Below are 10676 nucleotides of genomic sequence, written 5' to 3' on the forward strand. Positions count from 1 at the left end.
GATAACCCCGATAAAGGGTCACCCCCAAGTGAGGGGACCTATCACTGAGACCCCCCTACCCCCTCACTCCCCAGTGACCCCCTCCGTAAGAGCCCCCCGTAACCAACTAAGTAGTAACCCAAGTAGCTGCCGTCTCTAGCGCAGCACCCCCTCGAAACTACCTGTCCCACAGCGTCAGAAACCGACCCTCAGGAGCAACCCGAGATGCGACCCCGCAGCGCAAGCCTCAGCCACACCTACGACCCAGCTACCAGCACCCACACCATCACCGTCGCCATCGTCGACTCACACCACGCCAGCGACACCGTCAACGCCATCTGGCAGAAGATCTCCGACGAACTGCTGCCGCCCTCGCTCCGCTCGGTTGGCCTCGAGCCGACCACCACCGAACCCGACATCCAGACCCCCGACCCAGAACCCACCACCCCCGACCCCCTGCCGACCAGGACCGACCCCCACCCCGCACCCACCAGCCCACCCATCTCGCTGCCGGCACCCATGCGCGAGACCACACACCGCGTCGGCTTCCGCACCAACGGCCGCGGCTACTGGCGCACCGACCTATGACGATCCGCACCACCCCGACCTGCCTCGGATGCGGCACCACCCTCACCCCCGAGAACACCCACACCAAGACCACCGGCCAGCTCTACAGCCGATGCAAGACCTGCCTCGCCACCTACGGACGCAGCCGCTACACACCCGCACCACCACGCACCACCACCACCACCAAGCCAGCAGCAGCACCGGCCAAGACACGACCCAGCCTCGGCCGACCCTGGCGCCGCCTCATCGCGCAGATCCTCCACCGCGACGGCCACACCTGCCAGCTCCACTACCCCGGCACCTGGCCAGGCATCGACGGCACACCACGCCACTGCCTCGGCACCGCCACCACCGCCGACCACATCGTCCCCCGCTCACAAGGCGGCACCGACCACCCGAGCAACCTCCGAGCAGCATGCAAACCCTGCAACCAACACCGAGGCGACAACCCCGACCCCCACGCCATCACCGACACCGACCGCCAGTCCCGGAAGTGGACGTGACCCCCGGTTTTTTCCAGGGGCCTCAGGACGCGGCGAGATGTCGCTCCGGTTCTCTCTCCCCGGGTCTGGGCCTGTCCGGGGCTGGCAGGGGCCATTCTGTGGCTGTGAGCGTTACCCTGTGTCCCGTGAGTACACCGGCGAAGGGCGCAGAGGCGGCGGATGCTGCCGGTTCGCGTCGGAAGCGTCGCCGACGGGGTGGGATCGGGGCGGATGTGGCCCGGGCGGTGCGGGATGCGCCGGAGGCTGGCCCGCTGGTGGTGGTGCGCCGGAAGGTCGTTCAGCACCTGGCGGACGAGCTCGATGAGGCGATGGCTGCGGGCAACGTGCTGCTGGTCGTGAAGTTGAACGCGCAGCTTGAGTTGGCGATCGGCCGGGCTGGTCTGGACTCTGCCGGTTCTGGGGAGGTGATCCCGGATGGCGACAGTTCTGGAGGCGTCAGCCTCGACGAAGAGCTCGCAGCGCTCGCTGCAGGCGAGCCCACGCTGGGCGACGCGTCGCAGGTCTGACCGGCGGTCGTTCGGTCCTGCTGTGGGGGCGATGGCTGCGAAGCTGGGCCGGCCGCTGATGCCGTGGCAGCAGCACGTCGCCGACGTCGCGCTCGAGGTGACCGAGTCGGGCGAGTGGGCCTACCGGCGGGTCGTGCTGGTCCTGCCGCGTCGTGCTGGGAAGACGGTTCTGCTGCAGCCGGTGATGGCGCACCGGTGTGCGCAGCCGGGGCCGATGCGGAAGGTGTGGATGACGGCGCAGACCCGCGACAAGGCGCGCGCCCGGTTCTTCGATGTGGCGCGGCCGCTGAAGCTGCAGCTGGACCGCGATGCTCGGAAGCGCGGGGGCCGGCCCCGGGTGAAGCTCCTGGAGGGGAACGGGACCGAGGAGCTCCGCTGGCTGGAGACCGGGTCGTTCCTGAAGCCGTTCGTCCCAAACGATGAGGCGATGCACGGCGAGGAGTCGGCGATGGTCGCTGTCGACGAGGCGTGGCGGCTGGGGCTTGAGGAGGCGCGGGGTCTGACGCAGGCGTACCGGCCGACGATGGCCGGGCAGAACGCGCAGGAGTGGATCCTGTCGGCGCGCGGCGACGCCCGGTCGACGTGGCTCGACGAGCTGATCGAGCAGGGCCAGCAGGCGGTCCTCGAGGGTGTCGATCAGGGCGTGGCTTGCTTCATGTGGTCGGTCCCGGAGGCCGTCGACGGGGTCCCGGTCCGTGAGCTGGAGGACGTACGGCTCGTCGACGTGGTGGCCGCGAACCATCCTTCGTTCGGGGTGGTGCTCGACCGGCAGTGGTTGGTCGACGAGTTGAAGGCGCTGGGCCGGAGCGAGTTCCTGCGGGCGTACGGCAACCTTCCGGCACTGGGGAGTGGCGTGGCTCAGGGGATCCCGGCGCATGCGTGGGCGGATGCGGCGACGGAGCGGGAGCCGGACGGTCTGCTCGGGCTCGGGGTGCACGTCGACGATGACGGGATGGAGGCGGCCGTCCTTGCGGCGGGCTCGGGGGCGATCGAGGTCCTGGAGGTCGGCGAGGGCACGGCGTGGGTCGGGCCGTACGTCCGCGCTGTCCTGGAGGCGAACGAGGTCGGCGCGGTCGCGTTCCGGTCGACTGGCCCGGGCCGGGACATCGCCGACGCGCTACGCCAGGACCCGGATCTCGCTGACCGGGTTCTGCTGGTCGCCGGGCCCGACTACACCGCGGCGTGCCAGCGGTTCAAGACCGGGATCACGTCGCTCCGCTGGGCGCACCGCGCGCAGCCGTCGCTCGACGAGTCGGTTCGGACGTCGACGACCCGGAAGCCGAAGTCGGGCGGCGGGTGGGTGTGGGATGCGACTCCGCCTCTCCACGCGGCCTCGCTGGCGGTGTGGGCACATGACCACCCGGGCGTGCAGCTCGGGCCGTTCAAGATCCGATGAAGGGAACGCTGATGGTGACGAAGCCGGCTCGCAAGGGCGACGAGACGAAGACGGACCCGACGACCTCCGGTGACGCCGCGGTGGTGGTCGAGGAGGCTGCCGTGGTCGACACGGCCGTCGAGGACGGGTTCACGGGACGGTGGTTCCCGGTCGCGGTAGAGGACGGCAGCACGGTCCTGTCGGACAACCCCGACGACCGCGGCCGGACGCTGACGGTCGCGGAGTCGCGGGGCTGGCTTGGCGCGGAGCCGGTGCCTGGCGAGCAGGAGTGGCAGCACCCGGCCGCCGAGGACGGGTCGGCGCCGACGCTGACGGTGAAGCCGAAGGACGGGAAGATCACGCTGTCGATCGAGCAGTTCGAGCTGCTCGCGGCCGGCGCTGGCCTGACGAAGGTTGACCCGGTCGCGTGACCTGGATCGAGGAGCGCGCGCGGGCCCGAGGGGAGTCGGTCCAGTCGCGCAGCGTCACGTCGCAGCTGTGGCCTCCCCCCACGGAGCCGCGCACGCTCACTCGTCAGGTCTGGGACGAGACGTCCGCCGCGAGCATCCCCTCGGTGGCGAAGGCGTTGCACGTCCACCAGCTGATCGGGCTGATGGACCTCGACTGCTATCGGGGTGTGAAGCCGATGGCTCGGCGTCCGCGGCTCCTCGAGCAGCCGGACCTGACCACGCCGGGGTCGACGTGGTTCATTCAGCAGCACGTCACGGACTGGCTTCTGTCGGGGAACGCCTGCCACCTGGTGACCGTCCGCGACGCGGAGGGCCAGCCGGCGGCGACGCGGTGGCGGCCGGCTCACCAGTGGTCGATCTTGCAGGACGGGGTCGGCGAGATCGTCGGCTACCAGTTGAACGGCGTCGACGTGCGCCGCGAGGACGTCGTCCACGTCCGCCGCGGCCACCAGCCGGGCGCTCAGGGTCGCGGTGTCGGGATCGTCGAGCAGCACCTCCGCACGTTGGACCGGGCCGGGCTCGAGGAGGAGACCGAGCGGCAGAACCTCCGGGGCGGCTCGGTCCCCTCGGTCGCGGTGATCGCGCCGAACAAGAACCTCGACCAGAAGGACGCTGACGACGCGGCCGACGCGTGGGAGGCGAAGCTGGGCGGCCCTCGCCGGCGGCCCGCGATCCTCCCGAACGGGACGCAGGTGATCCCGCTGACGTGGTCGGCGTCGGACCAGCAGCTGATCGAGGCCCGGAAGATGACCCTGCAGGACGTCGCGAACCTGACCGGGCTCGACGGCTACTGGCTGGGCGCCCCGTCCGGGACGCTCACCTACAAGAGCCCGGGCCCGATGTGGCTTGCGCTGCTGCGGATCACGCTCGAGCCGATGCTGCGGCTGTTCGAGGACGCCTGGTCGCAGGCGTGGCTCCCGCGCGGGCGGACGGTCCGGTTCAACCGGCTCCAGCTGACCCGCGACGACCTGCAGACGTCGATCGCGACGATGGCAGCCGGACGCGCCGCAGGGCTGGTCACGTATGAGGAAGCCCGGGTCTATCTCGGGTCTGACCCGGACGTCCCCGAGCCCGAGACATCGGCGGCAGCTGCGCCGCCGGCGGCAGACGACACCGACCCGGCCGATGACGAGCAGAGCAACGACCAGGGCGACGAGCCCGGACAGGACCAGGCATGAGCATCACCGAGCAGGACCACGCACGGATTGAGGCCGAGCTGCGGCAGGGCCGCGTCGGGATCGTCCCCCGGGTCGCGATGGAGGTCAGGGACCTCGACGAGAAGCGGCGCCGGCTCCTCGGCCGCGCGGTTCCCTACGACGTCGAGATCGACCTCGGTTGGTACAAGGAGTCGATGGCTCCCGGGGTGTTCACCAAGTCGATCAAGGAGTCCGCGAAGGGGCTCCCGCTGCTGCTGTTCCACGATTCTCGGCAGCTCGACTCGATCATCGGCGTGAACGAGGAGTGGCAGGACACGAAGGCCGGTCTCGACGGGGTGTGGCTCCTCGATGACGACGACTCTGCCCGGAGGGCAGCCGAGAAGGCCGAGAGTGGCTCGCTTGGCTTCATGTCGGTCGGCTTCCAGCCGAAGTCGGGCGAGGCTGGATCCCAGTTCGTGTGGGACGACGACGACGTGCTGCACGTCCGCCGCGTTGAGGCTCGGCTGCTGGAGACGTCGCTGACGCCGACCCCGGCCTACGCCGACGCGGTGACCACGAAGGTCCGCTCCCAGCCTGAGGCTCAGTCCACGCCGAGCCTGCACCGCTGGCAGGACTACCTGACCAGCGTCCGCACCACGGAAGGGATCTGACGGTGGCCGAGCCGGATTGGGCGGGGCTGAACACCCTGATTCAGCAGAACGTGCTCACGCAGCAGGCCGCGCACGTCGTGGCCGTCGAAGCTCGCAAAGCTCGGGTGTCGTTGGTCTACAGCGTGCCCGGGGTGCTCGCGGTCGGCGCGGGAGCCGTGCAGATCCCGATCCGCGGCGCCTGGCTGCTGGACGGCGTCTCGCTGGGCGTCGGGACGGCTCCGGCGGGTTCGTCGGTGCTGGTCGACGTGAACAGGGGCTCCGGGAGCGGAGCGGCGTCGACGATCTTTACGACGCAGGCCAACCGGCCCGCGGTCGCGACCGGGGCCCGGCAGGGGGCGGCGTCCGGAGCGGTGACGTTCGCTGACGGGGACTACCTGACCGTCGACGTGGACCAGGTCGGCAGCAGCACGCCCGGGTCTGACCTCGTCGTCATCGTGTGGCTCCGGGCGGCCTGACGTGCCCCTCGCCGCACCGGTAGACCGCTCGTTCAGGGGCGGAGTCGCCGCGGCCGCGGTCCCCACCCCGGCCGCGGTCACCCTCAACGGCACCCAGCCCACCTACGTCGCTGACGGGCTGACCCCGGCGGACACGGCCGGCCAGTTCAACCCCGCCGCTGGTGTCGCGTCCTACTGGCGTGAGACGTTCGCGGCCGACTCGACCAGCCCCTACGGCCAGCTGACCACCGACTTCATCCTCCACACCGCGCCGACGAGCTCGGTCGAGATCGCCGACCTCGCGGGGTCCGGCGCGGTCCTCTCCTCGGCGCTGATCACGACCACTCGGCTCCTCGGCCTGCGCGACGCGAATGCCAGCTCGAGCATCACCGGATGGGTCTCCCCGCAGCTCGCCCTCGACGTGCCCTACCGCCTCCAGCAGGCGATTATCAAGGGCACGTCGACGACGACCGGCAGCGTGAAGGCGCAGCTGATCCGCCTCACAGACGGCGCGGTCATCGCTTCCGGGCTGTCGGACGGGACCGCGAACGCCGGCGCGGTGTCCACGAACGGCGCGATCGTCGGGAAACGGAACGCGACCGGCACCACCGACATCCGGATCCTGTCCTACCGGGTGAGCAACCAGGCGTTCGACTACCTCGGCGACATCCCCGCAGCCAGCTCGGGGGCGGAGACGTTCGAGACCGGCGCCCAGGCGCTCGGGTTCATCGGCGACTCGACCACCGACCGCTCCGGGTCGGGCGGCGGCCCGAACGGCGTCGTCGAGGCCCGCATCGTCGCGAACGGCCAGGGCTGGACCGCGGCCCGCGTCCGGGTGAACGGGCTCACCTCCCGGACGATCAACTTCGACAACGGCGTCCACCCCACCGGCGTTGAGCAGGTCGCCGCATGGCGTGCGGAGGGGTTCGACCCGGGAACGTGGGCCCTCGCGCTCGGCGGGAACGGCGGGGCGTCCGACCAGGCCCAGCAGCAGACGTGGATCGGCGACATCCTCACCGCCATCGCCGCCGGCCCCCAGGCCGGCTACCGGGTGATCCTGTTCGGGTTCTCCCGCCTCGACCCGGCCAACGCCGACGCCGCCCGGTTCTGGGCGGCGATGCAGGCCGTGACACCGCCGGCCAAGATCGCGCTGACCCGGGTCGACTACAACAGCCTGCTGCACAACGGCCGGAGCGAGACCGGCCTATGGCAGTCGGCGTCCCCGACCGAACCGCACATGACCACCGCCGGCTATCTCGTCCGCGACCAGATCATGGTCCCCTTCCTCACAGCGCCACCGGTGGCGGGGGGTCCTCTCCCGCCCGCATGGGGGCTGCGGCATCGAGTCGCCGCCTGATCCTGCCGCGTCTCGGGTCAACGCTGGTCTGACCTCCTCCGCGAAGGACCCCCACGATCCCCATCCTTCCGGGGTAGGGGTACCTGCCCGGTCGCGGCATCTCACCGCAGCCCCTCAGAGCCACGCCTGAGGGGCTGCGGCATGTCCGAGCCTCCGAGTGTGCGTCAGGCTCAGATCGTGGCTCTGTGCGTTACTCTGGGCCCGTACACCGGCGCCGGAGCACCGCCGACTGTCACGCCGGACCCGAGAGGGCACCACGTGCGGTCACGAGGCCACCACCCGGGGACACCTGACCAGTCATCCCCGAGAGGAACCACCATGGGCACGAGCCCGAAGATCATCGGCTACCGGAAGAACGGCAGCCCCATCCGCGCCATCCTCGGCGCCTCCCTCACCCTCGACCGGCTCCGGCAGGAGCGTCAGGCGTGCATCGAGTTCGTCGAGCGGACCCTCGGCGAGGTCGAGACCCGCGGCGGCGACCTGTCGTCCACCGAGAACGAGTCGCTGGGTCGGCAGAAGTCCCGCATCGCCGAGCTCGACGCGCAGATCAAGCCGCTGCAGGAGTTCGAGGACCTCCGCGCCGCCGACCAGCGCGGCGCCGACAGCTACCGGCCCACCGCCCCCGCCGGCGGCCAGGGCGGCACCGCGACGCCGGCCGGGGCACGGACCGAGCAGCGCAAGCACGAGTACCGGACTCGCGGCGAGATCATCGTCGACATCATCTCGCAGGAGCGCGGCACCTTCTCGGCGGACGGCACGAAGATCACCGTCACCGACCAGATGCGCGACGCGGCCCGCGAGCGGCTGCAGGGCGCCGGCGTCATCTACCCCGGCGCACCCGAGGACTACGTCGCGCGCGCCGTCTCGAACGAGACCACGTCGAACATCCCGGGACTGCTGCCCAAGCCGATCATCGGCCAGGTCGACTCCGACATCGACGCATCCCGCCCGTTCGTCTCCTCCATCGGGGCGAAGGACATGGCCGGGATCGCCGGGAAGACGTTCACCCGGCCGATCATCACCCAGCACACCCAGGTCGCCAAGCAGACCGCGGAGAAGACCGAGCTGACCAGCCGGCAGCTGGTCGTCGGCGGGGTCGACTTCACGAAGGAGACCCACGGCGGCGTGATCGACGTCGCCCGCCAGGTGATGGACTGGTCCTCGCCCTCGGCGTGGGACGCGCTGCTGGCCGACCTGCAGGACGAGTACGCGATCGACACCGAGACGGCCGCCGCCACGGCGTTCGCCGCCGCGGTGACCGCGACCGTGCCGAACGCGGCCACCGAGGACCCGAAGGGCTGGGCGGCCCCGCTGTACGCGGCCGCCGCGCTCGCCTACGCCGGTTCGGGCCGCCTGCCCAACGCCATCTGGTGCTCGCTGGACCAGTGGCAGCGGATGGGTGTCGCGGTCGACGCGCAGAAGCTGATGCTCCGGTCCGACGACAGGGTGGGCACCAGCTCGCCGACGTCGTTCGAGGGCGTCGTGATGGACCTGCCCCGGATCGTCGTCCCGAGCTTCCCCGCGAAGACGGTGATCATCGGCGTCAAGGAGAAGACCGAGTTCTACGAGCAGAAGATCGGGTTCCTCACCGCGGTCGAGCCCCGGCTCCTCGGCGTCGAGCTGGCCTACGGCGGCTACTGCGCCTTCGGCACGCTCCGGGCCGGCGCGTTCGCCAAGCTGCTGATCCCCTGATCGGCGGCTGACCGATGGTCTCCTGGATCGACGCGGCGTTCGTCGCGGCTCACGCTGACGTGGACGGGGTGTCCGCGACGGACGTTCCTCTCGTCAACGCGACCGCGGCGGCCTCGGCGTACGTCGAGGAGGCCCGCTCCGATCTTGACTGGTCCGGCGAGGGGTTCGTCCCCTCGCCGGCCGTCAAGCTCGGGACCGCGATGCTCGCCTGGCGGCTCTACCAGAGGAAGGACGCTCCCCTCGGGATCATCACCTCGCCGACGGGCGACCCGCTGTCGATCCTGTTCGAGGACCCGGACATCGCCCGGCTCCTCGGCGTGGGATCACAGTCGGGCCGCTTCGTGTTCGGGGCGCCCACCCAGCTCGACGGGTACCGGACCACCTGACGTGACCGAGTCGCTGACAGTGGTCCGGGCCGAGCTGGTCGACGACCTTGAGGGCGGGGGTTTCCTCGTCACCGAGCACCTTGACCAGGGCGTGAAGGCCCCGGCCGTCGTGATCGGGTGCGGCAACCCGTACCTGACACCGGCCGAGTTGCTCCGGCCGGACGAGTTGGTCGTCAGCCTCGAGCTGTTCCTGCTGTTCCGGGCGGCGCAGCGGGACGCGATGACCACAGCGGTCAACCGGGGCGTGCAGGACCTTCTCCTCGCGATCGATGACCGCTGGACCTTCCTGGACGCGTCGGCCCCGTTCCGTGCGACCAACCTGCCCGGCAACCCCCCGGTGTGCCGGGTCCGCATCACCGCAAACGTCCGCATCACCACCCCCGAAGGGACCAACTGACCATGAGCACCTCGACCAGGCTGAAGGGCAAGGAGGGGCTGTTCCTGTCCCTCAAGAACGGCACCGCGGCGGCGTTCACCACCGCCGGCGACGACGTCAAGGAGTGGGAGATCACCTCCGACGACCGCGACGACTCCGACCTGACGTTCTTCGAGGCCGCCGCCGGCGCGGTCAAGGAGTACACCCTCCACCTCACCGCGATCGTCTCGTTCGACACGGCCAGCCTCTGGATGTACCTCTGGAGCAACCCGGGCGCCGAGGTCGACTTCAAGCTGGCGCCGAAGGGCAACTCGGTCGCCGCGGCCGGGAAGCCGATCTTCTCCGGCACGGTGAACACCGGCGGCAAGCCGGAGGTTCGGAACGAGGCGCGCACGACGAACGAAGGCGCCGAGTTCGAGGTTGAGCTGGTCGCGTCGACCGACATCGCGCTCGCCGTCTCCTGATCCGGTGGACGTCAGGGTCACCGGCGCGGATGAGGTCGCGCGCCAGCTCAGCCGACTCGCGGCTGACGCTGAGCGGCTCGATCTGTCCGCTGCCGGTGACCCGGTCCGGGAGGCGCTGGCCGACGCGTCCCCTCGCCGGACCGGGGCGCTCGCCGCTTCGTGGGTGGCCACGGCCGGCAACGCCAAGGTGCAGGTCGGCTCGGACCTCGTCTACGCGCCCATCCAGAACTACGGCAGCTCGCACGTCCCCGCCCTGCACTACGTCGAGCGGGCCGCCGAGCTGCCCACCGACGAAGCCGGCCGGCTCGTCACCGCAGAGATCGACCGGCTGATCAGCCGGCTCTGACACCACCACCCCAGGAGGAACGCATGTCGGTTCAGGACAAGGTCGCCGAGCAGATCAAGAGGGTCCCAGCCCGGCGGTGGATCGAGTACTCGGCCCGGTTCGGCCGCGACACCCAGGACGTGATGACCGACGCCGTGATGGCGATCGTCGTCGTGCTGAACGAGGAGCACCGCCGCACGCACGGTGAGGCGGACATCGAGAACCTGCTCGACCTCGGCCTCTCGGAGTTGGAGGCCAAGCTGCAGGCCACGTTCGCCGACAAGCCCGGCGCCGAGGGGGCCACGTTTCCTGACGGTGCTGCTGGCGGCGTCGAGGTCGGCGGCGTGGTCGCTGACGGACGAGGAGCAGCAGTACGAGGAGAACCGGGCCCGGATCTGCCGGTCGATGGGGATTCAGCCGTCTGAGTGGGACCGC

General features: G+C 70.5%; 15 protein-coding genes. All 15 read left to right on the forward strand.

Features of this window, described 5'->3' with window-relative positions:
* The first annotated feature begins 204 nt into the window (after window positions 1-204).
* The 15 genes from ACFE7W_RS16835 to ACFE7W_RS16905 all read left to right on the forward strand — a co-directional run bounded on the left by ACFE7W_RS16835 (window position 205) and on the right by ACFE7W_RS16905 (window position 10666).
* Window positions 205-567, forward strand: a complete 363-nt coding sequence (locus ACFE7W_RS16835) for a hypothetical protein (RefSeq protein ID WP_375425978.1) — start codon at window positions 205-207, stop codon at window positions 565-567.
* The gene (locus ACFE7W_RS16840) at window positions 564-1049 is read left to right on the forward strand and encodes an HNH endonuclease (protein WP_375425979.1); all 486 of its coding nucleotides are present in this window, start codon (window positions 564-566) and stop codon (window positions 1047-1049) included. The genes ACFE7W_RS16835 and ACFE7W_RS16840 overlap by 4 nt, the downstream gene beginning before the upstream one ends.
* Window positions 1050-1174: 125 nt before the next feature.
* Window positions 1175-1555, forward strand: coding sequence for a hypothetical protein (locus tag ACFE7W_RS16845; RefSeq protein WP_375425980.1), 381 nt, complete (start codon window positions 1175-1177; stop codon window positions 1553-1555).
* A gap of 31 nt (window positions 1556-1586) precedes the next feature.
* A complete protein-coding gene (locus ACFE7W_RS16850) occupies window positions 1587-2951 on the forward strand; it encodes a hypothetical protein (protein WP_375425981.1) in 1365 nt (454 codons plus the stop codon).
* An 11-nt stretch (window positions 2952-2962) separates the two neighbouring features.
* Entirely contained in the window at window positions 2963-3361 is a 399-nt protein-coding gene (locus tag ACFE7W_RS16855) for a hypothetical protein (protein WP_375425982.1), read from the forward strand.
* On the forward strand, window positions 3358-4578 hold the full coding sequence (locus ACFE7W_RS16860; protein WP_375425983.1) for a phage portal protein: 1221 nt from the start codon (window positions 3358-3360) through the stop codon (window positions 4576-4578). The genes ACFE7W_RS16855 and ACFE7W_RS16860 overlap by 4 nt, the downstream gene beginning before the upstream one ends.
* Window positions 4575-5207, forward strand: a complete 633-nt coding sequence (locus tag ACFE7W_RS16865) for an HK97 family phage prohead protease (RefSeq protein WP_375425984.1) — start codon at window positions 4575-4577, stop codon at window positions 5205-5207. The genes ACFE7W_RS16860 and ACFE7W_RS16865 overlap by 4 nt, the downstream gene beginning before the upstream one ends.
* A gap of 2 nt (window positions 5208-5209) precedes the next feature.
* Entirely contained in the window at window positions 5210-5662 is a 453-nt protein-coding gene (locus ACFE7W_RS16870; RefSeq protein ID WP_375425985.1) for a hypothetical protein, read from the forward strand.
* A gap of 1 nt (window position 5663) precedes the next feature.
* Window positions 5664-6998: a hypothetical protein gene (locus ACFE7W_RS16875; RefSeq protein ID WP_375425986.1), complete on the forward strand. Its 1335-nt coding sequence runs from the start codon at window positions 5664-5666 to the stop codon at window positions 6996-6998.
* Window positions 6999-7316: 318 nt separating this feature from the next.
* Complete coding sequence (locus ACFE7W_RS16880; protein WP_375425987.1) at window positions 7317-8690, forward strand: hypothetical protein; 1374 nt, start codon at window positions 7317-7319, stop codon at window positions 8688-8690.
* Between the two features lie 14 nt (window positions 8691-8704).
* The gene (locus tag ACFE7W_RS16885) at window positions 8705-9076 is read left to right on the forward strand and encodes a hypothetical protein (protein ID WP_375425988.1); all 372 of its coding nucleotides are present in this window, start codon (window positions 8705-8707) and stop codon (window positions 9074-9076) included.
* A gap of 1 nt (window position 9077) precedes the next feature.
* The gene (locus ACFE7W_RS16890) at window positions 9078-9473 is read left to right on the forward strand and encodes a hypothetical protein (RefSeq protein ID WP_375425989.1); all 396 of its coding nucleotides are present in this window, start codon (window positions 9078-9080) and stop codon (window positions 9471-9473) included.
* A gap of 2 nt (window positions 9474-9475) precedes the next feature.
* Complete coding sequence (locus ACFE7W_RS16895; RefSeq protein WP_375425990.1) at window positions 9476-9916, forward strand: hypothetical protein; 441 nt, start codon at window positions 9476-9478, stop codon at window positions 9914-9916.
* Between the two features lie 4 nt (window positions 9917-9920).
* Window positions 9921-10262 (forward strand): HK97 gp10 family phage protein, encoded by a 342-nt coding sequence (locus tag ACFE7W_RS16900; protein ID WP_375425991.1) that lies wholly within the window; start codon window positions 9921-9923, stop codon window positions 10260-10262.
* A gap of 23 nt (window positions 10263-10285) precedes the next feature.
* Window positions 10286-10666, forward strand: coding sequence for a hypothetical protein (locus ACFE7W_RS16905; protein ID WP_375425992.1), 381 nt, complete (start codon window positions 10286-10288; stop codon window positions 10664-10666).
* Window positions 10667-10676: the final 10 nt, after the last annotated feature.

This window comes from uncultured Friedmanniella sp. (assembly GCF_964244285.1).
Taxonomy (GTDB): Bacteria; Actinomycetota; Actinomycetes; order Propionibacteriales; family Propionibacteriaceae; genus Microlunatus.

What these genes read in the sequence shown, in the direction of transcription:
- ACFE7W_RS16865 (WP_375425984.1), top strand. Translation starts at nt 4,575, where the DNA reads ATGAGCATCACCGAGCAGGACCACGCACGGATTGAGGCCGAGCTGCGG.
- ACFE7W_RS16850 (WP_375425981.1), top strand. Translation starts at nt 1,587, where the DNA reads ATGGCTGCGAAGCTGGGCCGGCCGCTGATGCCGTGGCAGCAGCACGTC.
- ACFE7W_RS16895 (WP_375425990.1), top strand. Translation starts at nt 9,476, where the DNA reads ATGAGCACCTCGACCAGGCTGAAGGGCAAGGAGGGGCTGTTCCTGTCC.
- ACFE7W_RS16880 (WP_375425987.1), top strand. Translation starts at nt 7,317, where the DNA reads ATGGGCACGAGCCCGAAGATCATCGGCTACCGGAAGAACGGCAGCCCC.
- ACFE7W_RS16855 (WP_375425982.1), top strand. Translation starts at nt 2,963, where the DNA reads ATGGTGACGAAGCCGGCTCGCAAGGGCGACGAGACGAAGACGGACCCG.
- ACFE7W_RS16905 (WP_375425992.1), top strand. Translation starts at nt 10,286, where the DNA reads ATGTCGGTTCAGGACAAGGTCGCCGAGCAGATCAAGAGGGTCCCAGCC.
- ACFE7W_RS16885 (WP_375425988.1), top strand. Translation starts at nt 8,705, where the DNA reads ATGGTCTCCTGGATCGACGCGGCGTTCGTCGCGGCTCACGCTGACGTG.
- ACFE7W_RS16840 (WP_375425979.1), top strand. Translation starts at nt 564, where the DNA reads ATGACGATCCGCACCACCCCGACCTGCCTCGGATGCGGCACCACCCTC.
- ACFE7W_RS16835 (WP_375425978.1), top strand. Translation starts at nt 205, where the DNA reads ATGCGACCCCGCAGCGCAAGCCTCAGCCACACCTACGACCCAGCTACC.